The sequence below is a fragment of the Pseudomonas sp. FR229a genome, assembly GCF_030209115.1.
GTDB classification, from domain to species: domain Bacteria; phylum Pseudomonadota; class Gammaproteobacteria; order Pseudomonadales; family Pseudomonadaceae; genus Aquipseudomonas; species Aquipseudomonas moraviensis_A.
On record NZ_JARVSP010000010.1, the window covers coordinates 1 to 24,108 of the forward strand.

Here is a 24,108-nt window from a genome sequence, read left to right on the forward strand (position 1 = left end):
CGAACTGTTCGTCCCACCACCCCTTCAAGTCTAACCATACAAGCGAGCCTGCTCGTGAAGAGGCCCGTCGTCGCGACAATGACTCTCAGACCTTGCTCGCCACCAGGCTAAAGCACATCGGCATCTGCGCCTGCTGGTTCAGGTAGCAGTCATACACCTCTTCCCGATTCGAATGCGCATACTCCTGAAAGTCCACAATGCTCAGCCCCGCTCCAATGGCGCCGCTGAAGATCGCGCCCAGCGTGTGCACGAACCAGTACGACTTTGCCGCCGGTTGCTCGACTTTTCCTACATAAACGATCGGCTCTTCCTGCACAAATGGCTCGGCACGGAAATACGAGCTGACGAGGCGCAAAGGATCATCTGCTTGCGGGTCAACCATCTCCAGAAACGGATGTGTTTCGTAGATCACCAGTTTGCCGCCCGGCTTCAGCACCTGCGCGACATGACGGAAGAATTCGCCGATGTCAGGCATCCAGTTGAGTACCCCGATGGTGATCAGGGCGACGTCGAATCGGTTATGCAGTGACGCGGGGAGACGGTGGATATCACTTTCGATGAACTCAGCATCGTGCGGCGAGCGGCTGTTCAGCTCGCGGGCCTGTGCAAGAAAGGCTGCCGATTGATCCACGCCGACCACACTGCGCGCACCCAGCGCAAACAGCGACAGGCTTTCCCGACCGTTATTGCAGCCCAGTTGAATCACGTCTTTACCGTCGACTTCCAACAAGCCGCGCAAGGTGTCATCGAGACAGCAAAACTCCGCCTGCACGACATCGCGGAGCAATGCCTGCCAGTCCGGTGAATCCTGATGATGGCGGGCGGAATCGTTCCACGCCTGACGATTGCTTTCGATGGCGGTTTTGGGGTTGGGCACTTCCATGGCGCACTCCGGTGAGGCTCGTGATTGAGCGGCCTGAGTCTAGAACAGACCCGGAGTGGCGATTGTTGCAATGTTGTAAGCCCGCAACACGGCGCGAAACAGCGAGTCCTACAGAAAAAGGAAGAAACTCGGGAAACCCCAACCGTTTTCCTACATCTTCCGTCGGTTGGCCGTCGGAAGCGCTCAGTCTAGGATTTGTCGAACTACAGATACTCATGGAGCTCGACCAAGATGCAGTTCATCCAGACAACGACGACAGCAATCCCTGTACCGACTGGACTGCCAGGCATTGACCTCGGAGGCACTATGGACAGCAAAATCTTCCCCGTCGATTCAGGGTTTGAAAGCGACGAGCAGGCTGCCAGTCATGATCGCTGGTTGCGAGCCAAGGTGCAGGCGTCCAGAGATGATCCCCATCCGAGCCTCCCCCATGAGGACGTGATGGCGGACATGCATGCCTTGATCGAATCCATTCGCTCAATCGAAAAGCGCCAGTTCCCTGAAAGTCCCACTATCAAAGATTCACATGACTCTGGTTAAGCCGCTCGCGCAAAAACTCCACCAGCGCCTGCACCGGCCGCGAAGCCTGGCGATGCTGCGGATAAACCGCCGACAAGGTCAATGGCTCCGGGCGTAGATCATCCAGCACCGGCACCAGCCGCCCGTCCTTCAGCGCCGCGCCGACGATGAAGGTCGGTAGATAAGTAATCCCCATCCCCTGCACCGCCGCGTCCCGCAGCAGTTCGCCGTTGTTCACCCGCATGCGCCCGGTGACGTTGATCAGCAGCGGTTTGCCCGGTGCTTCGTTGAAGCGCCATTGCACCGAGCGCCCGTGGCCGTAAGGCAGGCAGTCGTGGCTGTGCAGGTCTTCGGGTTTGAGTGGCGTGCCGCGTTCGGCAAGGTACGCCGGGCTGGCGCAGTACACCCGTTCGATGCTGGCAATGCGTCGGGCGATCAGTGTCGAGTCTTCCAGCACGCCGATGCGCAGGGCCAGGTCATAGCCCTCGCCGAGCAAGTCGACCGGGCGATCGCTCAAGTCGACTTCGACGGTGACCTCACGGTACCGCTGCAAGAACAGCGGCAACAGACAACCCAGATGCGCCACGGCAAACGACAGCGGCGCGCTCAGGCGGATCGTGCCGCGCGGCTCGGCGGTTTCGCCGGCGATGCCCTGCTCGACCTGCTCCACCTCGCCGAGCAAACGCAGCGCCGATTCGTAATAGCTCTGCCCCAGCGGCGTGACGTCGAGGCGGCGGGTCGAGCGATTCAACAAGCGCACCCCGAGGCGCTCTTCCAGTTGCATCAGACGGCGGCTGACGAACTGCTTGGACAGGCCCAACTGATCAGCCGCGGCGGTGAAGCTGCCGGAGTCCATGACCTGGCAAAAAATACGCATGTCTTCAAACGGGTTCATTGTCACTCTCTGGTGGACAGTTAAACGCTTTATAGCCGCTTTTTCGCTTTTCAGCAGCCCATTAATCTGTGCTCACGGTGTTGCTGAGGCCGCAAACCCAGTGCCACAGCAGCCCGAAACTCAGGCAAACAATCAAAATTATTCAAAAGGATTTCCACCTATGAACATCGTCAAGAAAACCCTCGCCGCCTCCCTCCTCGCCCTGTCGGTCAGCAGCGCTTTTGCCGCTGGCAGTCCCGGCGTCGAACACAACACTCAGGCATTCCTCGACGCCCTCGCCGCTGGCGGTGGTCGCCCGCTGGAACAGCTGAGCCCAAAGGACGCCCGTGCAGTCCTGACCGGTGCGCAGGCTTCGGTGAAGGTTGATCTGTCCGGTGTGGAAGTCAGCGACAAAGCTATCAAGGTCGACGGCCAGACCATCAACCTGAAAGTGGTGCGCCCGGCCAAGGTCAAAGGCGAGTTGCCGGTGTTCATGTTCTTCCACGGTGGCGGCTGGGTGCTGGGTGACTTCCCGACGCACCAGCGTTTGATCCGTGATCTGGTGGTCGGCTCCGGCGCTGTTGCGGTGTATGTCGATTACACGCCGTCGCCGGAAGCGCAGTACCCGACCGCGATCAATCAGGCATACGCCGCGACGAAATGGGTGGCCGAACACGGCAAGGACATCGGTGTCGATGGCAAGCGTCTGGCGGTGGCCGGCAACAGCGTCGGCGGCAACATGGCGGCGGTCGTGGCGTTGATGGCCAAGGAACAGAAAGCCCCGGCGCTGCGCTTCCAACTGCTGATGTGGCCGGTGACCAACGCGCAATTCGACGACGGCTCTTACCAGCAATTTGCCGAGGGTCACTTCCTCACCAAGGGCATGATGCAGTGGTTCTGGGACAACTACACCACCAACCCGGCCGAGCGTGCGCAGATCCACGCCTCGCCGCTCAACGCCAGCGCCGAACAGCTCAAGGGCCTGCCCGCTGCGCTGGTGCAGACCGCCGAGTTCGACGTGCTGCGTGACGAAGGGGAAGGCTATGCGCGGCATCTGGATGCAGCCGGTGTGGCGGTGACCTCGGTGCGTTACAACGGGATGATTCATGACTTCGGCCTGCTCAATCCGCTGAGCGAGATTGCGGAAGTCAAAGCGGCGGTGCGTCAGGCTGCGGCTGAACTTAAAACCCACTTGCAGCCTTAACCGCAAAAGATCGCAGCCTTCGGCAGCGCCTACCCTGGAATACCATTTCCGGTAGGAGCTGCCGCAGGCTGCGATCTTTTTTCTCACTAGCGTCGCGGAGTACCGGTCATGACTCTTTTCTACGCCCACCTGCTGTCCTGGAGTGCCGTGCTGTTGCTGCTCGACGCGGCACTCTGGCATTTCTCGCCCTTCACCCATCGCGCGCCGCGAGTCGGTGTGCGTCTGGCGCTGTTTCTGGCATTCAGCGCGCTGGTGATCAATGCCGGTGTCAGCCCGTTGCAGGCTCCGATATTCGCTGATGATCGCGTGGCACAACTGGGAGCGACGGCGCTGGGGATTCTTTGGTGGCTGTACGCAGCACGGGTGCTGACCGAAGTGATTGGCCTGGCGCTGATGCGCCGCATCGGTCACAGCGGTCGCTTGCTGCAAGACGTCATCGGTGCGCTGGTGTTTCTGGTCGCCATTGTTGCGGCGGCCGGCTACGTGCTGGAGCTGCCGGTCAAAGGCCTGCTGGCCACCTCCGGGGTGGTCGCCATCGTTGTCGGTCTGGCCCTGCAGAGCACTCTCGCCGATGTGTTTTCCGGCATCGTCCTCAACACCACCAAGCCCTATCAGGTGGACGATCTGGTGATGATCGACGGCGTCGAAGGCAAGGTCTTCGATATCGACTGGCGCGCCACGCACCTGCTGACCAGCGCCGGCACCATGGCGGTGGTACCGAACTCGGTGGCGGCCAAGGCGAAGATCGTCAACCTCAGTCGGCCGAGCAACATGCACGGCGTGTCGATCAGCATCCAGGTGCCCAACCACATTCGTCCGCGACGGGTGCTCGACGCCCTTGATCGCACCTTGCAGGGCAGCAGTTCGCTGTTGCTCAGCCCGGCGCCGAAAGCCGTGCTCAAAGAGGCTGGCGAAACCATGTCCGAGTACGTCGCCAGCGGTTTCATTGCCGAGCTGGGCAAGAAGAGCGAAGTGCGCAATCAGCTGTTCGACCTCGCCCACCGCCATCTCGAAGCGGCGGGCATTTCGCGCCATCCCGACGGCGTAATCGAACCGTCGAGCCGTGCTCGTGCGTTGCTGGATGAGGTGAAGATTTTCCGCTCGCTGAGCAGTGAAGAACGCGATCGCCTCGCTGAGTCGATGGTTGCGCAACAGTACACGGCGGGTCAGGTGGTGCTGGATCTGGACGAAGTGCCGGACAGCCTGTTCGTGATTGCCACGGGCGTGGTCAGCGCGACGGTGCCGGACGGCAATGGTCAGACCGAGGCCGGACGCATGGGGCCGAGCGAAGTCATGGGTGAGCAGAGCATCCTCGCCGATACGCCGTCGCAGGCGACGTTCACGGCGCTGACGTCGAGCATCATCTATCGCCTCGACAAGCAGTTGACCCGTGAGTGCATGGACAAGCGCAGCGAAGTCGGCCGGGCCTTGAACAAGTTGCAGGCGGTGCGTCAGCAGAACAGTCGCCTCGCGTTGATGGCCAAACCGGTGGCGGTGAAAAAAGGCGGGTTCTTAGGTTGGTTGCAGAAGCGCTGATTCGAGGGCTTGAAAATCAAAAGCTTACCCCCCTCACCCCAGCCCTCTCCCCCCAAGGGGGCGAGGGGGAAAGGGAGCCGATCTCCATGCGTTTCAAGAGCGGAGCTCGGCTCGGTATTGCAGGTCGATGCAACTCTAGCAAACAACGCCGTCAGTCCCCTCTCCCTCCGGGAGAGGGCTAGGGTGAGGGGCTTTTGACGTTCGACCAAATTACTTGGCGGTGAACTTGGTGTAGCTGTTGATCAGGTTGCGATAGTTAGGCAGACGCTCGGACAGCAGGTGCGCCAGGCCTTCCATGTCGTTGCGCCAGTCGCCCTGCAGCTCGCAAGCCACAGCGAACCAGTTCATCAGGTGGGCACCGGCGGCGGACATCCGCGCCCACGCCGCTTGTTGCACGGTGGTATTGAAGGTACCCGACGAATCGGTCACGACGAACACTTCGAAGCCTTCAGCAATCGCCGACAGGGTCGGGAAAGCTACGCAGACGTCGGTCACGACACCAGCGATGATCAGTTGCTTGCGGCCGGTGGCCTTGATCGCTTTGACAAAGTCTTCGTTGTCCCAGGCGTTGATCTGGCCTGGACGCTGGATGAATGGCGCGTCGGGGAATTGCTCGAGCAGCTCGGGCACGATCGGGCCGTTCGGACCTGCGTCGAAGCTGGTGGTCAGAATGGTCGGCAGCTTGAAGAACTTGGCGATGTCGCCCAGTGCCAGCACGTTGTTCTTGAACTCGTTCGGCGAGAAATCCTGCACCAGCGAGATCAGACCGGTCTGGTGATCGACCAGCAGGACGACGGCATCATCTTTGTTCAGACGCTTGTAAGGAACGCTCATGGCAAAACTCCTGGATGGATGGTTGTTGCGTGAAGCGCCGGCCCTGATGACCGGCGCCTTTTTCGAACTCAGAACGCGAAGCAGGAACAGCCGAACGCGCCCCAGAAACCGGCGAAGTCGCTGACGGGTGCATTCGACATCCGCGCTTTTTCATGGCTGTGGGTGTGCACGGCGCACGGCCCGCTGCACTGGTGAACCTGCGCCTGGAGTGGCGAGTTCGGGCGCCAGTGGCCCGGAACCTTGACCACCGGCGACCAGTCCGGCAGCACCGGAATCGAACGCGGACCGAGGTCTTCGAAGTCGCCGGCGGCGTAGACAATCTTGCCGCCGACCACGGTCATCACCGACTCGATCCACTTGATCGCTTCTTCTTCGACGCTGAAGAAGTCCGCGCTCAGCGCGGCCAGGTCAGCCAGTTGACCGACGCGGATCTGGCCCTTCTTGCCCTGCTCCGAGGAGAACCAGGCGCTGCCGTGGGTGAACAGTTCCAGCGCGGTGCTGCGTGGCAGACCTTCTTCGTACAGGGCCAGACCGCCAACAGTGCGGCCGCTGACCATCCAGTACAGCGAGGTCCACGGGTTGTAGCTCGATACGCGCGTGGCGTCGGTGCCGGCGCCGACCGGCACGCCTTCAGCGAGCATGCGCTTGATCGGTGGCGTGGCTTCCGCGGCTTGCTTGCCGTAGCGATCGACGAAGTATTCGCCCTGGAACGCCATGCGATCCTGAATCGCGATGCCACCGCCCAGCGCCTTCACGCGCTCGATGTTTTGCGGGGTGATGGTTTCGGCGTGGTCGAAGAACCACGGCAGACCATTGAACGGAATGTCGCGATTGACCTTCTCGAACACGTCGAGCATGCGGCTGATCGATTCGTTGTAGGTGGCGTGCAGACGGAAAGGCCAGCGCTGCTCGACCAAGTGGCGCACCACCGGCTCCAGCTCCTGCTCCATGGTCTGCGGCAGGTCCGGGCGCGGTTCGAGGAAGTCTTCGAAGTCGGCGGCGGAAAACACCAGCATCTCGCCGGCGCCGTTGTGGCGCAGGTAGTCGTCGCCCTGATGCAATTTGACGCTGCCGGTCCAGTTCTGGAAATCGGTCAGCTCTTCTTTCGGCTTCTGGGTGAACAGGTTGTAGGCGATGCGTACGGTCAACTGGTCGTCTTTGGCCAGTTGCTCGATCACTTGGTAATCGTCCGGATAGTTCTGGAAACCACCGCCGGCGTCGATCGCACTGGTCAGGCCGAGACGATTGAGTTCGCGCATGAACTGGCGGGTCGAGTTGACCTGATATTCCAGCGGCAGCTTCGGCCCCTTGGCCAGTGTCGAGTAGAGAATCATCGCGTTCGGCCGCGCAACCAGCATGCCGGTCGGGTTGCCGTTGCTGTCACGGACGATCTCGCCACCTGGCGGGTTCGGCGTGTCGCGGGTGTAACCGGCCACGCGCAGAGCGGCGCGGTTGAGCAGCGCACGGTCGTAGAGGTGCAGGATGAACACCGGGGTATCCGGCGCCGCCTGGTTGATTTCTTCCAGGGTCGGCATGCGTTTTTCGGCGAACTGGAATTCGTTCCAGCCACCGACCACGCGCACCCACTGCGGGGTCGGGGTGCGATCGGCCTGATCCTTGAGCATGCGCAGCGCGTCGGCCAGCGACGGCACGCCTTCCCAGCGCAGTTCGAGGTTGTAATTCAAACCGCCGCGAATCAGGTGCAGGTGCGAGTCGTTGAGGCCAGGAATGACGCAGCGGCCTTTCATGTCGACCACTTGCGTGGCGCTGCCCTTGAGGGCCATGGCCTCGGCATCGTTACCGACGGCAACGAAGCGGCCGTCCTTGATTGCCACGGCGCTGGCCAGTGGTTTTTCCCGGTCTACGGTATGAAATTGGCCATTGAATAAAATCAGATCGGCGCTCATCGCAGTTCCTCAAGCAAAAGTGAAAAGAAGCAAACCCCGCTCAACGCGGCGAGGTTTCTTGGGAATCGAGGTGTTCATGGGCCTGGCTGGCTTCCAGCCACGGGGTGAACAAACGGGTGACTGGCGGCATTACCACGTACACCACCGAGAGGACGATGGTCAGGGTGATCAGCAACGTGGCGACCACGTAGTTGGACAGAAGCGGATGCAGCGCCAGCAGCGGCCCCCAGATCAGCGGCACCAGCAAGGTGTGCGGCAGAATCACCAGCAGCGAAACCACGGCCTGCTTCCAGCGCGGCGGCGGCGAAGCGGCATCGGCCAGGGGCGAGAACCAGAACTCGTTGACCGGGGCGACTTCAGTCTGATCACCGTCGGCCAGCATCGGCGCAGCTTCGGCGACCAGCGCCTGACGCTCGGAGGATTCCAGCCAACCCTGCATGGCCTCGGTGGAGCTGAAGCGCAGCACGCAAGTGTAAAAATCCAGACGCCCGCGCTTGCCACGCACCACGTCCACACCCAGATGCCCTTCGCGCTGCCCGGCAACGCGCACGATGTTGCGCAGCCACGCTTCATACGCTGATTCGAAACCGGCCTTGACCGAGTGTTTGATGATCAACGTGACAGTCTCATCGGCCCCCGGTGCTTGTTGATTAAGGACTTCAGGCATAACGCAGCACTCCGGGCAAACGAACAGGAATCGCCAGCCGTCCAGGCCCAGCGATCAATACAGTGGTGAAAAGAATCAACAGCAACCAGCCGAACTGCCCTTCAGCCACACTCCATTGCGGATGCACGACCAGCAACGCCACCAGCAGCACAAAGAGAATAGGCAAGCAGGCCAATCGCGCCAGCACGCCGGCGACGATCAGTAGGGGGCAGAGGACTTCGGCGAAGATCGCCAGGATCAGGGTCAGGTGGGCGCCGAGGTGAAACGGATCTTCGATCAGTTGCAACTGCGCGGTGAAGTCCAGCAGCTTGGGCAAGCCGTGCACCCACAACAGAAACAACCCGCCGCTGACCCGCAGGAACAGCAACCCGATGTCGCGCGCCTGTTCATCCCTCGTAGCAATCATGACCCGACCCTTTGAATGTCATTGAGGGAATGATGCCAAGGCCGGGGCGGGAGAAATTGGATGGGTGTGCTTAGTTGCTTTCCATGCCCAGACCGTCTGCCGCCAACGACAAACAAAGGTGGGAGCGAGCCTGCTCGCGAAGGCGTCAGGTCAGTCGAAAAATACTTTGAATGACGCACCGCTTCACTTGAGTCGCGCTAACCCCGAGGCCCTGCCAATACGTGTCCTTTACACATAATCACGGTAGGCCATGCCGTCATAAGGTTTGATTCTGACCGTCACGCCTTTGGCCGGAATGTTTGCAGGATCGAGTACATCGTTCTCCGCTTCGTCTACTGACGGTTTGAGCGGGATGTTTGTTGTTTTGTGCAGGGTGAGACCTCACACGGCGCTCGGTCGAGCGCCGTGTTCCCGGGTTGAAGCAAGGCTCAAGGGCAAGCGTTCATCGCTCGGTATTCAGCTCGGCCCAGCGACTGGCCAGAAGTGCCCGGCCTCTGGAGGTCGGTGTAGCGTGATAAGACACCTTGCCCCTCAGCCGCTCCTGTACGGCGCTGCTGTCCCCGCCGCCATCGGCATGTCCCCAGGTCACGACGCGGCCGTCAGCGGTGAGCGCAGTAAATCCATGAGTGTTGTCGTATAGCGCTTGTACCTGAGTCAGCTCGGTGACGACCGTCGAGGTGTCGCCACCTACGGTCGCATCCCCCCAGGCGACCACTGTGCCGTTCTTGCGCAACACGGCGAAAGCCATGGAGGAACCACACACCTGAACAATGTCATCGAGCGCCGCGATTTCGGCAGGCACCAGACCACCCTCCGCGGGAGTGCCCCATGCCACTACATGACCGTTGCCTCGGCGCGCTGCGAATGCGCGCCAGGTGGAACTGACCTCGACAATGTCCGTGAGCCCGCCAATCAGCGCGTCGATCGTCCCGCCATACGCGGCCGTTCCCCACGCCACCACCTGCCCGGTGGCACGCCTTGCAGCGAAGGCCTGCGCATTGGCGCAGCTCAATTCGATGATGTCGGTCAGAGACGCAATTTCAGCCGGCACAACGCCGCCATAGGTGGCGTCGCCCCAGCCGACAAGTCGCCCATTGCCACGATGCGCGGCAAAGGCACCATAGCTGCCGATCAGATTGTCGATATCGGTGAGGCCTGCAATTTCACCGGGAACCACCCCACCATTTGCCGCCAAGCCCCAAGCCACAACATTCCCGGCGGATCGTTTTGCTGCAAAAGCCTGACCCGCCGCCACCACTCGTACAATATCCGTCAGCGCGCTGATCTCTATGGGAATACTACCTCCATCGTCAGGTGTGCCCCAGGCAACCACCTGCCCGGTCGTCTTCAACCCGGTGAACGCGGTCGCATTACCGATGACTTCGACAAAACCCAGCGGATCTATACCGCTCATGCTTCCGCCCTCGGCGGCGGTTCCCCAGGCGACAACTGCACTATTGGCGCGGCGAGCCGCATAAGCGCTGCGCGTGCAGCTCACCTCAACGATGTCATCCATGGTGATAATGGTCGGAGGAATATCGGCGCCGTAAGCAGCGTTGCCCCAACCGGCGACATCCCCGACATCCCGGTGAGCGACGAAAGCAGCGAAACCAGTGACCGTGGTGTCGATCCCGTTGCCAATGATATTCGCCGAGTTGAGCGTGACCAGATCATCGGCAGTGCGCACCTGCAGCAGCTGCTGCGGTGCGGTGTCGCGCCAGATGGCAGCGGTCATCCACTCTGTGTCCGAAGCGTACTTCCACTGCGCTTGCAGCGGCTGCCCCGTGGTGGCGTTGAATGCGCTCAGCACACGCGTGGCACTGGACGCGCGATAAGTACTGCGGTTATAGCGCGCCCCCATGATCTTCAAGGTACCGCTGCCAATAACCCGGCGAACATCGTAAACCGTCGGCGTCGACGGGCCATCGGTCCCTCCCGCCTTGCGCTTGACCTCATAACTCAACGCGATGCTGTCATCGAGGTTGGCGCTGATGACCGTGTGGGCCACCTTGATCACGCTGAGTTCTTTGTCGGCCTCTGCTGCCAGAACCCTGTGGGTGTAAGGAGTGGAGGTTTTACCGACCACGGTCACGGTAACTTCATCGTCGGTCTTCAATTGCGCGGTGGCCGGGATCACCACCGTCGCGCCGCTGGGGTAGACATCGTCCGGGTTCAACTGATCCTTCTGTGTCCCCGTGGCTTCCCTGAAGGTGGCAACCGGTAGCCGGATCTCTTGCGCTTGCACGTTGAAGTCATAAGGTTTGCCGTCGGCCTCGCCGCCGTCAAACAACTCGACCCGATAATCGATAGTCACTTTTTTGTTCAAGCTGGCCTGCACAACGGACAGGTCAACAGTGAACTCGATCGGCTTGCCCTTGTTGTTGCCACTGACCGCTTTGTCATCGGTGTGATTGACCACTCCATCCGATGATGTCCAGGTCATATAGAAGTGATCGCCGGCATTCTCGGGATCATTGGCCGGTATCTCGACTGTCGCTCCGTCTGGAGTATTGGCCGGATCGAGTATGTCATCGGCCGCCTGCACAACGCGGGCCGGATCCAGCAATTGTGTGGACTCGCCGACGGAGAACACGAGGGGGTTGGAATGACTGATCGTGTCAGTTTCTTTGCGCCAGATTTCGTAACTGGCCGTGATCTTGGCACCGCGATTGGGCTCGATATGCTCGGCCACAAACTTGTCGCTGAGCCGGAATGGCACGTCGCTGTTCTCGTTGAGCGCAGTAATGTCGATGGAGTCGCCGGTCTTGCCTGATTGTTCCCCATCCCATTTGTAAGTCACCTTATCGCCGCGTTTCGTCGGTGTGACGATGGGTTTGGGAACAGTCAGCTGACCAACGCCGTTGGGTAAATCAGCAGGCTCCAGTGAGCCATTGCTTTCTCCGAGCACGATCGGTTTAACCAACTCGAATTTTCGCTCGCCTACGCTCAGCGTTGCCGCGGGACGTGACACACGCCTGACAATGGCGCCGCTCCCATCCACACTCAGATGGACATATGACAACACCAGTGTTCCGCCCTCAATGGACTTCAAGTGCAAGCCTTCGACAGTGAGGAAAAAACCGATCGGGTCGGCGATTTCCTCCCGGCTCGGTATATACCTTTCGAATTCCGGGACATAGACGCTGCCTTCCGAACGTTTACCGAACCACACCAGTTCAAACGCATCGCCATAGTTGAACGCCGAATCAGAGCGAATCAGAACCCGGGTATATTCCAGGTCAGGTTCAATGGCACCCTGGTTTTCATCCTCAGCAACAGGGGCATCCAGGCGCGTGGCCTCACCGTTGACTTGCACGAACTGACCTTTGGATTGCAGATCGGAAGTTCCTTCACGCTTGACCTCATAAGAAAAAATCACCTGGGTTCCGACAAGCCTGCGCAGATCGGCATTTTCGAAATCGAATTCATAGGTGTGGGGAAGATTGTCGACCTCCTGCCTGGGCGCAGTGAACGTGACGGTTTGACTGTCCACTGTGGTACCGCTGACTTTTACTTCAATCCAGTCCTGATGTTTGAATTCGCTCGAAGTTGCCCAGACCTGGACAACGACGTTTTTATCACCCAACCGGTCAAGGTCCACGACATTGTTGAGCGCATCCTTGGCAATAGGGGCAACCAGCCGATTGGTGTTGAGCGAAACCCTGATCCGGGTTTCTCTACACCAGTCCTCCGAATAATTGTGGACGATATCCCGCACGCGAAAGCTCACGGCCAGGCCCACCTCATCGGTATCACCTGCCTTTTCTATAACTGCCCGCTTGACGTAAACAGTGATGGGATTCTTCACCGGATCACTGATTTGCTCCGCCGTCACCGGGTCGGACAAGATCAGAATGCCCCCCCAACTGAGCTGAACTTGATCGCCCACGGCAATACCAGGATAGGGTTCGCCGCTACCGGATGCGTTTCGAATGACGATAGGCAAACCTACTGTCGGATCCGGATCATCCGGATCCTCCTTCGGCGGAGCGTTCCCGCTGTCAACTCCACCAGAGACAAACTCCGGCGGGATGAACATGTATAGATTGGAATGCCCCGGCCCCTCCTCCGTATCCTGTCCGCCGGGAATTTCCAGCTTGACGAATATTTTCAATGGCGGCGCGTACGTCTCGGCGGGATCCAGGCCTAAACGCTTTACCCAATAGTCGATTTCATGGGATCCCGAAGCAAGATGCCGTGGAGCAACGAACAGGGTCGCACGCTGATCAGATTCTGATTGATCACGAATGGTGTACCGATCCACCTCGACAGAGCCTTTCCTGAGCACCACCAGGTCGCCTTTATTCTTGGTCGCCCATGGGCTGAGGTAGACCTGCAATCCATCGTCCGGATAGATCCCTTGCGCCGCAGCCCGATTGATCCCCCACTCTCCCGAAGGAAGGATGGGAAGCATGCGACCGGTGATATCCGGGTCAGGAAGTGCCAGCGTTGCGACGTGTTTCTTGAGTTTCAAAAGCATGACAAAACACTCCTGCCGAGGGATTAGGCGACGGAGTGATTAACAGTCAGAAACAGTAAATCGTCACCTGTCACATCTGACAGGTGCAGAGCAGTTTCCGACGAACGGAGGGCTCAAGGTGACGGTATGTCCAGCGGTGCCGCCATGAACTGGCTGATGCGCGAGCGTAGCCACTTCTCCGCCGGGTCGTTGTCGTGCACCCCGCTCCACGCCATCGACAACTGCGCGGCATCAATCGGGAATGGCGGATCTTCGGCACGCAGGGCGCAGCCTTCGACCAGTGCACAGGCCGCATAATCCGGCACGGTGGCGATCATCTCGGTACCGGCGAGCAAGGCACGCAAGCCACTGAATTGCGGCACACCGAGAACCACCCGGCGGCAGCGGCCGATCTTCGCCAGATCGAGGTCGATATTGCCGCTCAGGTCACCCGAGAACGACACCATCGCGTGCGGACGCTCGCAATATTCGTCCAGCGTCAGCGGCCCCGGACGATCATCGCCGCGCAGCACTTTGCAGGGGATGTCGCGCAGCTTCTTGCGCTTGGCGTTGGCGGGCAGATCCGTGGTGTAGCTGACACCCACGGAGATTTCCCCCGAAGCCAACAACGCCGGCATCAACAGGTAGTTGGCGCGGCGCACCACCACGACAATTCCCGGCGCCTCCTGCTGGAGCTGGCGCAACAGCGGTGGAAACAGACCGAACTCGGCGTCGTCCGACAGACCGATGCGGAACACGTCGCAACTGCTCGCCGGTTCGAATTCCTTGGCGCGGCTGACCGCACCGGAAATCACGTCCATCGCCGGTTGCAGCTCCTTGAGGATCGCCAGCGCCCGCGCCGTCGGCTCCATGCCGCGACCGTTGCGCAGCAGCAACGGGTCGTCGAACAGATCGCGCAAGCGGCCCAGCGCCGCACTGACCGCGGGCTGGCCCATGAACAGTTTTTCGGCGACGCGGGTCAGGTTCTTTTCGAACATCAGCGCTTCGAAAATCACCAGCAGGTTCATGTCGACGCGGCGCAGATCGTTACGGTTCATGGGCGTGGTTTCCTTATCGGTGTCAGACGCTTTTTGCCACTGGCGCTGGGCACTTTACTCGATCAATGGCACTTTCGCCGCGCGTTTGTACGGGCCGTACTCCACCGGTACCCACTGGAAATGTTTGCCCTCGGCGGTGATGTGGCCGATGCCCGGGAACGGCAGATGTGCTGCGGTCACCCAGGTCTTGCTTGCTGCCGCGGCACTGAACACGGCCTGACGACTGCTGATCGCTTGCTGACTGTTGACGTCAAAACCGATCGACACTTCCGGGTGCAAAAACTGCACCGCCAGGTTGTGCACCAGATCGCCCATGAACACGATGCTCTGCTGCTGCGAGGTGAAGCGGTACGTCGTGCTGCCCGGCGTGTGCCCGGCTTCGAGGGTGGCTTCGACCAAGCCTGGCAGCGGCGACTGCCCGGGGGCGAAAGTCTTGAAGCGACCGGCGGCAACGTAGGCCGCGGTGGAATCCTGGGCGATTTTGAAAAACTCCTTGGCGCCGGCCGGAGCCTTGGCCAGTGCAGCAGGATCGAGCCAGTAGTCGGCCTCGGCCTTGGCCGCATACACGGTGGCGTTGGCGAACAGCGGTTTTTTCTCTGCATCGACCAGACCACAGACGTGATCGAGGTGCAGGTGCGTCAAGAGAATCGTGTCGACCTGCTCAAGCTTGTAGCCGGCGGCCTGCATGTTGGCCGAAAGCTGCCCGGCGGTGGCGCCGATGCACTGCCCGGCGCCGGTATCCACCAGAATCAGCTGTCTGCCGGTGTTGACCAGGAATGCATTGAACGCCGTCTGCACGCCGGGGGTTTCAATCGAACGGCGGGCGAGGAGCGCGCGAATCTGGCTCTGGCTCATGCCCTGCAACAACTTCGGCGACAAATCGTTGTAACCGTCGAACAGCGCGGTGACTTCGTAATCGCCCACCGCCAAGCGGAAATAACCCGGCGCCTGAGTCCCCACCTGCGGTGCCTGCGCCATCGCGCCGGACATTGCCAGCATGACCGCCACGGTCGTCGCTGCTTTCACCAAGACTTTCATTGCATTCCCCTTGAACCTGGCGGACGGCGGCCGCGCTTTATCGACATCGTCGCGCAAAGTGCCAGGCGCTGACTTGCAAGGATGTGCTGAGTTCCAGCCCGAGCCATGAAATTAACAACGATTAACTCGTCAGGCTTACGCCCTCGCCCAACAATGAAGTCCTCTGCGCAGCGTTGCTTTTTTGACCTGAGGGAATGCGCCGACCGTGCCTTCCCCACCGACACGGACCTAGGCCATGGCTTATCCACAGCAAACCGTCGCCCTCGCCCCTGCCTGCGAACCGCGTAAAAACGCGACTGGCGGACTCAGTCCACAGCGCGAACGCCAGATCAAACAGTTGATTCTCGATCGCTTGGGCGAAAGTCTCGAAGTGGCTGAACTGGCCCGCGCCTGTTCGCTGTCACGCAGTCATTTCTCCCGCGCGTTCAAGTGCAGCACCGGCCTGTCGCCACAGGACTGGATTCGCGCCCAGCGTCTGGCCCGGGCCAAGCTGCTGATCCAGCACACCGACCTCAGCCTGACGCAAATCAGCCTGGAATGCGGGTTCTGCGATCAGGCACACTTCTGCCACATGTTCACCCGCAGCGAGGGGATCAATCCGTTCGCCTGGCGCTGTCGAGTCATGGGCAAACCGAAAAACAACGCAACGCAGCCTGCGGTGTTTTGACTGCTGCCGTTACGCCACCCGTTGCACTGATGCTCAAACCTGAGGATTATGCCCGGACACCCCGGATCAGACGGCCTGCGCACGCGCCAGGCACTGGTTCGCCCTGTTCGCCGCATTACCGCAGGAGCGCGCTGTTGAGCTTTTCCCCGAATCAGGCCATTGCGTTTGGCCCCTATCGGATTCATCCCGGGCAACGACTGCTGATTGAAGGCCAACAGCCTTTGCGCCTGGGACGGCGGGCGATGGACATCCTCCTGATTTTGCTGGCCCACGCCGGCGAAGTGGTGAGCAAACAGCAACTGATGGCTGGCGTCTGGCCAGACAGTGTCGTTGAAGACATCAACCTGCGCGTGCACATGGCGGCGCTGCGCAAGGCGCTGGGCGACGGACAGAACGGGCAGCGCTACATCGTCACCGTGGCGCAGCGCGGCTACAGCTTTGTCGCACCGATTGTGCTCGACAGCATCGAACAAAAGCCTGCAATGCCCGTCGCCAGGCACAACCTGCCGCTGCGCCGAACACGGATGATCGGCCGCCAGCCGGTGGTCGATCATTTGATTGCGCAACTGCCGCGCCGACGCTGCATCACCCTGGTCGGCCCCGGCGGCATTGGCAAGACCACCGTCGCCCTGCGTGTCGCCGAACAATTGATCGGCCAGTATCGCGACGGCATCCGCCTGGTAGATCTGGCGCCCATCGCCGATCCCGCACTGATCGGCTCGCATCTGGCGACGCTGCTCGATCTGTCCGCGCCTGAAGGCGATGCGCAGGCTTGCCTGGTCGATGGCCTGCGTGAACGGCAGATGCTGCTGGTGATCGACAACTGCGAGCACCTGATCGATGCGGTCGCATCGCTCAGCGAGCAGATTCTGCGCGGCGCGCCCAAGGTGCATATCCTCGCGACCAGCCGCGAGAGCCTGCGTGCCGAGGGCGAGTTCGTGCAGCGTCTGGAATCACTCGAATGCCCGTCCATGTCGACCGCGATGGAGCCGGCCCAGGCGCTGGGCTTTGCTGCGCTGCAATTGTTCGTCGAACGCGCCACGGCGGCGCGGGAAAGCTTTCAACTGAGCCACGCCGAGCTGCCGCAAGCGATCGAGATCTGCCAGCGCCTGGACGGTATTCCGCTGGCACTGGAACTCGCCGCCGCGCAGGTCAGCGAATTGGGCATGGACGGATTGCTCAAACAGTTGCGCGAGGGTTTGCCGCCGCTCTCAGCCAGCCACCACAGCAGCGCCGAGCGCCACCTGACCCTGCGCGCAACGATGGACTGGAGTTTCAACCTGCTCAACGTCTGTGAGCAAACCTGTCTGCGCCGTCTGGGCATTTTCCGCGGCAGCTTCACTCTCGCCTCGGCGGCGGCAGTGGTCATCGGCCAACAGATCGATCCCGGCGCAGTATTCAACGCAATCACGCAATTGGTGGCCAAATCCCTGCTTAGCGTCGAAGTGGGCGACGAAGATGTTTTCTACCGCTTGCTCGACACCACCCGCCACTATGCACTGGAAAAACTCGAACAGGCCGATGAGCTCAGTGCAACCCGCCGACGCCACGCCGAGCGTTGCCTGACCTTGATGCAGCAGGCACAAGCGGATTGGGACAACACCCCGACCGTGCTGTGGCTGGAGCGCTATGCCCGGGGTCTGGAGGATTTGCGTGCGGCGCTGGACTGGAGCCTCAATGGGCCGGGACCGGATGAGCTGGGCGTTCAACTGGCAGCCGCTTCGGCGCCGTTGTGGCAGGAGCTGTCGCTGCTGCGCGATTACAGCCGCTACGTGCGCCGCGCACTGAGCCTGCTTGAGGAAACGACCGCGCCCTGCCCTCGCCTGCAAATCGCCTTGAAACTGGCGCTCGGCAGTGCCAGCTATCACACTTGGGGCGGTACGCCACAAACCATCCAGGCCTTCATCGATGCCTGCCAATTGGCCGAAGAACAGGGCGATCTGGCTGGTCAGTTGCGTGCGATATCGGGGCACATGGCGGTCAATCTGAGTTGCGGGCATTACCGCATGGCGTTGGCCCAGAGTGAGCAATTCGACCGCATCGGCGTGCACGGCGAGCCACTGCTCTCGCTGAGCACACATCGCTTGCGCGTGCTGGCCCTGCATTATGCCGGCGACCAACCGCAGGCGCGCGCGCATGCCGAGCAAGTGCTGCAACGCATGGCCCACAGCGGCCATCTCAATCGTTTCACTCATGGTTTTGGCGTGCAATACGACCAGAGCGTAGCCTCGTTGACGGTGCTGGCACGGGTGCTGTGGCTGCAAGGTCTGCCCGAACAGGCATGGCGCGCCGCAAGGCAGGCGCTGGACATCGCCGTGCAGATCAACCACGGCACCTCGATCTGCTACACCCTGGCACTAGCCAGTTGCCTGATCGCTCACTACAACGGCGACCGCGAAAGCGCCCGCGCGCTGCTGCAGCTGCTGCTGGAGCAGTCGCAGAAGCATTCGGTGTTGCTGTTCAATAATTGGGGCCGGCATTACGCGCAGGTCATTGATCCTGACAATGCCGCGCCCGTGTCAGCGCAAAGCAGCGGGCTGATCCGGGAGGTGATGGTTACGCTGGATGAACGTTTCGTGGATGACGCATTGGTTGAGCGAGCGCGCAATGGCGATGCGGGTTGGAGTGCGGCAGAGATATTGCGCGCGCGCGCGGCGGCATTGTTGATGGGTTCAGAGAAGCCCCTTCGCGAGCAGGCTCGCGAATCGGCCCTCTCGGACACCGCTGAAACCCGAGAAGCCGAACAAACCCTGCAACAAGCCTTGACCATCGCCAGAAGCCAAGGCGCGCTGGCCTGGGAACTGCGCAGCGCCACGGACCTCGCAGAGTTATGGCACCGCCAGTCGCGCTACCGCGATGCCCTGGATCTGCTTAACCCGATCTACCAGCGCTTCACCGAAGGCTACGCCACTCCGGACTTGTGCAAAGTACGCCGGCTACTCGACCGCCTGCGCGACCAGTGCCCGGCCTGACGCATTGCGCGTTCGGCTGAGATAGCGCGCATGGCGATGGTCCAGTTCGAGCTTGTCGTCGCTGCGCTCGAATTGATCACGAGCATAGCGACGCACGGTGTTGAGCATCCAATAGCGGACCGTTGCATGGATCGGTTGCTGGATCAGCAACGATTTGCGTGCCAACCCTTCGATTATCGCGCTCAGCCTGGAACCGGCCAGATCCACGCTGCTGATCACGCTCAGTGCGGCCTCCAGAGTAAAGCCCGTGCTGAACACCGACAGACGCAGCAGCACTTGCTGCTCCATTTCTGTCAGGCATTGATAGCTCCAATCGATAGCAGCAGCCATCGACTGATGGCGCGGTTCCGCGGTGCGCCGGCCTTGGCCAAGCAACTGCAGACCGTTTTCAACCTGGGCCTGTAAGCCGATCAAGCCCAACGCATCGATCTGCGCCGCCGCAAGTTCGATCGCCAGCGGCAGACCGTCCAGTTGACGGCAGATCTCGCGCACGCCTGGCAAATCCTGTACACGCAGACTGAAGCCATGCTGCCGCGCCCGCGCGCGATTGACGAACAACTGCACCGCCGGATAGCCCATGGCTTCTTCGACGGTGTTCAATGCCGAGCGCTTGGGAATCGCCAACAGCGGGACGTAATGCACGGTCTCCTGAGCGACGTGCAAGGCTTCGCGGGCGCTGACCAGAATCGACAGGCGGGGCGCAGCATGCAACAGGGTTTCTACCAGAGCCGCGCAGCTGTCGCGCTGGTGGTCGCAGTTATCCAGTATCAACAAGGCGTGCCGGCCGGTCAGGGTGAAAAAGTCCGTGTTCAGGGTGCGCAACAGGTGCTCGAGCAATGGAATGTCATCTTCGACGCCGGCAAGGTCGACCCACCAGGCGCCATCGCGAAAGTACTGCAGCAGCAATTCCGCCACGCGCAATGCCACAGTGGTTTTGCCGACTCCCGGCGCACCGGTAATTGTCATCAATCGGCACACCGGCATTTGTCGAACCAGACTACCGACCAAGGCATCGCGCCCGCTGACTGGCGTCAGTCGTGCCGGAAGATTATGCACAGGCGTGAGCGCGGCGACGGGCGTGGGCAGCGCATCACTTGTGTGCCGCTGCACCGGGGCGACAAAACTGTAGCCGCATTGCGCCACGTGAACGATGTAACGCTGCCCGTTGGTGCCGTCGCGCAGTGCGCGCCGCAACGCCGCGATGTGCACCCGAAGATTGATCTCTTCGACGATCGAAGTCGGCCACACTTGAGCAATCAATTGCTCTTTGCTCACCACCTCGCCCGCGTTATCGAGCAGCACCTGCAGAATGTCCATGGCGCGCCCGCCCATGCGCAGCGGCTGCTCTCCTTCAAGGACCAGACGCTGGCGCACATGAAAGGCGTAGGGGCCAAAACGCAGCACCGAACCCTGGTTTGTGTCGTTGTGATTATTCATGCCAGACATCTTGGCACCCTTGCGTGACGATACAACCGCCACAGCCGACACAGTACGGACATCCGGCTGCGCCAGACGGACAGAACCGCTCTAGCTGAACTGTTCCCGGTATTGTAACGGTGTAAGACCGAGCTTTTCGGCGAACAGCGAGCGCATGTGCCGGACACTGCCGAAGCCACTTTTATAGGCAATGGTTTTGAGGGGCAGATCGCTGGTCTCCAACAGGTTTCGCGCGCAGTCAATGCGGGCGTTCTGCAGGAACTCCATCGGCGTCATGTTGACGTCACGAGTAAACAGACGCGCGAAGTGGCGTGCGCTCATGTTCGCCAAACCGGCCATGCGCTCGACGGTGAAAGCTTCTTCCAGGTGTTCAAGCACGTAATTCTGCGCGCGGGTGATGGGCGTCTCTTGCGGAGAGACTGCCGCCATCAAAGGGCTGAACTGCGCTTGTCCGCCTTGGCGCTTCATGACCACCAACAAGACCTTGGCCACGTCCTGGGCGATTTTCTTGCCGTGATCCCGGGCAACCACCGCCAGTGCCAGGTCGATGCCGGCGGTAACGCCTCCCGAAGTGATGAGATTACGATCCTCGACGTAGATCTGATCGGTGGTCACCGTGGTTTTCGGAAAGGCCTTGATCAGCCGCTCGGTGTAATTCCAGTGCGTGGTGACGCGATAACCGTCCAGCAGACAGGCATGACCGAGGATGAATGCGCCAGTGCAAATCGAACCATAGCGTTCGGCGCGCGGCACGGCGTTTTTCAACCAGGTGAACAGCTCCGGAAATCTCTGGTTGTAAGCGCCGGGTCCGCCGGGCACCAATAACAGGTCATAGCGCTCGGCGGCATGGTCGATGTGCAAATCAGCCTGAACCTGCACGCCATTGGACGCCCTCAGCAACCCGCGCTCTGTGCCTAACGTCGTCAGCTGATAATGCAAATCCGGTTTCAGATAACGGTTGGCGACTGAAAACACTTCCAGCGGCCCGGCCATGTCGAGCATCAGAAAGTCAGGAAACAGCACCATTGCCACGGTTTTCATGGGAGGCATCACACATTTCAGGGGTAAATACGCACGCTGCAACCCGGGCATTATGGCCAACTCAGGCGTAATCAGCGCACACGAATGGGTGAACCATAACGCAAAACTGTCAACCTGAGCCGGACAGTCTTTCAATTTCCATCTACTTATTGCCTTGTCCGGTAACCAGTAACCTTCTCCTCACTCGGACGAATTCACGTCCCGCCAGGAGATTTCATCATGCTGACTCTTCGCAAAGCCTCCGATCGCGGCCTCGCCAATCACGGCTGGTTGAAGTCGTTTCACACCTTCTCTTTCGCCAGTTACCGCAACCCGCGTGAACAAGGGTTTTCCGACCTGCTGGTGATCAACGATGACCGGGTCGCCGCCGGCAAAGGTTTTGGCCAGCATCCGCACCGCGACATGGAAATCTTTTCCTATGTGCTCGAAGGCGCGCTGGAACACAAGGACACCCTCGGTACTGGCTCGGTGATCCGCCCCGGCGATGTGCAATTGATGAGTGCTGGCAGTGGCGTGGCGCACAGTGAGTTCAACCACTCAGCCGCCAAGCCCGTACACTTTTTGCAAATATGGATCGTGCCGGATGTCAGTGGCGCCAAACCGCGCTATCAGCAGGAGCACTTCAGCGCGGAGAAAAAACGCGGTCGCCTGCAACTGATCATCTCGCCGGACGGTAACAACGGCTCTCTGAAGGTCCGCCAGGATGCGCGGGTCTATGCCGGGTTATTCGACGGCAAGGAAAGTGCCACGCTGAAATTGCCGGCCAATCGTTACGCCTACGTGCACGTTGCGCGTGGCAGCGTCGAACTCAACGGCCAGTCCCTGCAGGAAGGCGACGGTGTGCGGGTTCGTGAAGAACAGCTGCTTACGTTGAGCAACGGTGTCGATGCCGAAGTGCTGGTGTTCGACCTGCGCCCACAGGAGTTGCCTGAAATGCCATGATTTGGCGCGATGCAGAACGGCCTTCCAATGAAGGCCGTTTTTCATTGCGGCGGCACCGTTGTGGGTCGTGCGACTGGTTGGGGGACGGACACCTCCTTGCCAATCTGAATCGCCGCCAGCGTGGTTTGTATTGTGGTCAACACCGCCGCCTGATTGGCGAAATGCGCGCCTACCAGCAACGAAGCCACGCCGAGGAAATGCACGGTGGTGGCAGCCCAATAGTTGGCCTTTACCGTTGATGCCTGCCTGATCGCTTCCCGCGATTCGTCGGCAATTTTCTGCACGCCCATCCACATCAGGTCATAACGCTTGTCCCGTTCCTGTAGGGCCCTGTCCCGTTCAAGATAGACCTTGTTCTGCTCTGCCTGAGCAGCGAGGAACCCGCGAATGTCGGCGCGCATTTCTGCCACGCGGCCGTCCATTCTCGTCTCGATGGTTTCTATCCTGGCATCGAATTCTTCGCGGCTTAAGGTGCTCATGATTTGCCTATCCCGACCGGCGTCCGATCTGTCCGTGACTGCATATTGATTCACTTCCCTGATTTTCAATTCGACACCTTTGTGTGGCTACCGAGGCCTTCCCTGGCGCTTCGTTTCGATGCAGGCCTGAGGTCTGCATCGAACTGCAGTCACAATAAAATTCATCACTGGCGACGACAAGCCGGCCCATTCTGCCTCGGACGTAGGCTGTTTCGTCAGACGTTGTAGCCTCGGCTAAACCCTGAATCCATCATTGGTTTTCCAGCGCAAAAGCCTCAACGATTTGCTCGATGACCGCACGTACTCGCGCGGTGTGACGCAGGTCGGCGTGGGTGACCAGCCACACTTCATACGGCAACGGCCGGGTCCGCTCCGGCCAGAGTCTGACCAGGCCGTCGCGCTCGCCCATGTACACCGGGATCTCCCCTACGCCGAGGCCGGCAGCAAGGGAGCGACGCACCAAAAGGCTGGAACTGAGCGTGGCAACAATGCGCCCTCGGCCTAACGGCTCGGAGACCAGCGTGAGGTCTTTTTTGCTCTGCAAATACGGCTGATAGACCACCAGATCGTGGCCTTCGAAAGCACTGCCCGGCTGCGGTTCGCCGTTGCGATCAACATAGGCCTGCGCAGCGAAAAGTCCTACAGGCCAACGGGCGATTCGCCGGGCGATGAGATCGGGGTTATCCGGCCGGGTATTGCGCACCGCGATATCCGCCTCGCGCTTGGCCAGACTGAGAATCTGCGTCGACGCATCCAGCTGGATCTGCACATCCGGATGCTGATCATGCAGGCGTGCCATCGCCGGGATGATGAAGTCGATGGCCAGCGAGTCAGTGGTGCTGATCCGTACATTACCGGTCAGCCGGTCATCCAGCCCGTGGATGTGCCGCTCCAGTTCCAGCGCCGAATGCTCCATTTTTTCCACGCTTTTGAGTGCAGCTTCACCTACGGCCGTCAACGCATAGCCGTCAGACGTGCGCAGGAACAGCGTCGCGCTCAAAGACTTTTCCAGCGCGGTGATGCGCCGTCCTACAGTGGCTTGGTCAACGCCCAGAACACGCGCCGCACCGCGCAAAGTCGACTCCCTGCAGACCGCCAGAAATACTCGCGCATCATCCCAATTCATACCGGCTCTCCCAGAAGCATTTTTGCATCACTCTGCCGCTTAATCGCTGCGTATACGCA

At 60.4% G+C, this 24,108-nt stretch carries 19 protein-coding genes; 6 read left to right on the top strand and 13 right to left on the bottom strand.

The features are described 5' to 3' along the window. Positions 1–85: 85 nt before the first annotated feature. Entirely contained in the window at positions 86–883 is a 798-nt protein-coding gene (locus QRN33_RS09835) for a class I SAM-dependent methyltransferase (protein WP_285408288.1), read from the bottom strand. A 231-nt stretch (positions 884–1,114) separates the two neighbouring features. Here QRN33_RS09835 and relB point away from each other — a divergent pair, with 231 nt between their 5' ends. After that, positions 1,115–1,423, top strand: a complete 309-nt coding sequence (gene relB / locus QRN33_RS09840) for a type II toxin-antitoxin system RelB family antitoxin (RefSeq protein ID WP_350310279.1) — start codon at positions 1,115–1,117, stop codon at positions 1,421–1,423. Here the strand turns inward: relB and QRN33_RS09845 are convergent. After that, positions 1,398–2,297 (bottom strand): LysR family transcriptional regulator, encoded by a 900-nt coding sequence (locus QRN33_RS09845; protein WP_024012435.1) that lies wholly within the window; start codon positions 2,295–2,297, stop codon positions 1,398–1,400. The genes relB and QRN33_RS09845 overlap by 26 nt on opposite strands. Before the next feature lie 160 nt (positions 2,298–2,457). Here QRN33_RS09845 and QRN33_RS09850 point away from each other — a divergent pair, with 160 nt between their 5' ends. Further along, positions 2,458–3,480 carry an alpha/beta hydrolase gene (locus tag QRN33_RS09850; RefSeq protein ID WP_285408289.1) on the top strand — a complete coding sequence of 341 codons (1,023 nt, stop codon included), beginning with the start codon at positions 2,458–2,460 and terminating at the stop codon, positions 3,478–3,480. 108 nt (positions 3,481–3,588) lie between these two features. Further along, positions 3,589–5,016, top strand: coding sequence for a mechanosensitive ion channel family protein (locus QRN33_RS09855; RefSeq protein ID WP_042609478.1), 1,428 nt, complete (start codon positions 3,589–3,591; stop codon positions 5,014–5,016). Between the two features lie 210 nt (positions 5,017–5,226). On the opposite strand, the gene ycaC is transcribed toward QRN33_RS09855, so the two are convergent. The 7 genes from ycaC to QRN33_RS09890 all read right to left on the bottom strand — a co-directional run bounded on the left by ycaC (position 5,227) and on the right by QRN33_RS09890 (position 15,385). Next, a complete protein-coding gene (gene ycaC, locus QRN33_RS09860; RefSeq protein WP_016774080.1) occupies positions 5,227–5,850 on the bottom strand; it encodes an isochorismate family cysteine hydrolase YcaC in 624 nt (207 codons plus the stop codon). A 68-nt stretch (positions 5,851–5,918) separates the two neighbouring features. Continuing rightward, positions 5,919–7,757 (bottom strand): amidohydrolase, encoded by a 1,839-nt coding sequence (locus QRN33_RS09865; RefSeq protein ID WP_042609477.1) that lies wholly within the window; start codon positions 7,755–7,757, stop codon positions 5,919–5,921. A gap of 40 nt (positions 7,758–7,797) precedes the next feature. Then, positions 7,798–8,424 carry an antibiotic biosynthesis monooxygenase gene (locus tag QRN33_RS09870; RefSeq protein ID WP_285408290.1) on the bottom strand — a complete coding sequence of 209 codons (627 nt, stop codon included), beginning with the start codon at positions 8,422–8,424 and terminating at the stop codon, positions 7,798–7,800. Further along, positions 8,417–8,830, bottom strand: coding sequence for a DoxX family protein (locus QRN33_RS09875; RefSeq protein WP_024012430.1), 414 nt, complete (start codon positions 8,828–8,830; stop codon positions 8,417–8,419). Before QRN33_RS09875 ends, QRN33_RS09870 begins: the two co-directional genes overlap by 8 nt. Positions 8,831–9,272: 442 nt before the next feature. Beyond that, on the bottom strand, positions 9,273–13,310 hold the full coding sequence (locus QRN33_RS09880; RefSeq protein WP_285408291.1) for an RCC1 domain-containing protein: 4,038 nt from the start codon (positions 13,308–13,310) through the stop codon (positions 9,273–9,275). A gap of 113 nt (positions 13,311–13,423) precedes the next feature. Then, the gene (locus QRN33_RS09885) at positions 13,424–14,347 is read right to left on the bottom strand and encodes a LysR family transcriptional regulator (protein WP_042609475.1); all 924 of its coding nucleotides are present in this window, start codon (positions 14,345–14,347) and stop codon (positions 13,424–13,426) included. A gap of 54 nt (positions 14,348–14,401) precedes the next feature. Beyond that, on the bottom strand, positions 14,402–15,385 hold the full coding sequence (locus QRN33_RS09890) for an MBL fold metallo-hydrolase (protein ID WP_502944975.1): 984 nt from the start codon (positions 15,383–15,385) through the stop codon (positions 14,402–14,404). Between the two features lie 235 nt (positions 15,386–15,620). Between QRN33_RS09890 and QRN33_RS09895 the strand changes: the two genes are divergently transcribed. Together QRN33_RS09895 and QRN33_RS09900 are read left to right on the top strand one after the other, a co-directional pair. Further along, positions 15,621–16,052, top strand: coding sequence for a helix-turn-helix domain-containing protein (locus QRN33_RS09895; protein ID WP_123418609.1), 432 nt, complete (start codon positions 15,621–15,623; stop codon positions 16,050–16,052). 134 nt (positions 16,053–16,186) lie between these two features. After that, positions 16,187–19,024: an ATP-binding protein gene (locus tag QRN33_RS09900; protein ID WP_285408292.1), complete on the top strand. Its 2,838-nt coding sequence runs from the start codon at positions 16,187–16,189 to the stop codon at positions 19,022–19,024. Here the strand turns inward: QRN33_RS09900 and QRN33_RS09905 are convergent. Then, complete coding sequence (locus tag QRN33_RS09905) at positions 18,989–20,461, bottom strand: ATP-binding protein (RefSeq protein WP_252881696.1); 1,473 nt, start codon at positions 20,459–20,461, stop codon at positions 18,989–18,991. The two genes, QRN33_RS09900 and QRN33_RS09905, sit on opposite strands and share 36 nt — an antisense overlap. A gap of 90 nt (positions 20,462–20,551) precedes the next feature. Beyond that, entirely contained in the window at positions 20,552–21,502 is a 951-nt protein-coding gene (locus QRN33_RS09910; RefSeq protein WP_285408337.1) for a GlxA family transcriptional regulator, read from the bottom strand. Positions 21,503–21,721: 219 nt separating this feature from the next. Between QRN33_RS09910 and QRN33_RS09915 the strand changes: the two genes are divergently transcribed. Then, complete coding sequence (locus tag QRN33_RS09915; RefSeq protein ID WP_042609469.1) at positions 21,722–22,444, top strand: pirin family protein; 723 nt, start codon at positions 21,722–21,724, stop codon at positions 22,442–22,444. A gap of 41 nt (positions 22,445–22,485) precedes the next feature. Here the strand turns inward: QRN33_RS09915 and QRN33_RS09920 are convergent, their stop codons facing one another. Together QRN33_RS09920 and QRN33_RS09925 are read right to left on the bottom strand one after the other, a co-directional pair. Beyond that, complete coding sequence (locus QRN33_RS09920; RefSeq protein ID WP_042609665.1) at positions 22,486–22,923, bottom strand: hypothetical protein; 438 nt, start codon at positions 22,921–22,923, stop codon at positions 22,486–22,488. Positions 22,924–23,173: 250 nt separating this feature from the next. Further along, a complete protein-coding gene (locus tag QRN33_RS09925; protein ID WP_042609468.1) occupies positions 23,174–24,049 on the bottom strand; it encodes a LysR family transcriptional regulator in 876 nt (291 codons plus the stop codon). Positions 24,050–24,108 lie beyond the last annotated feature (59 nt).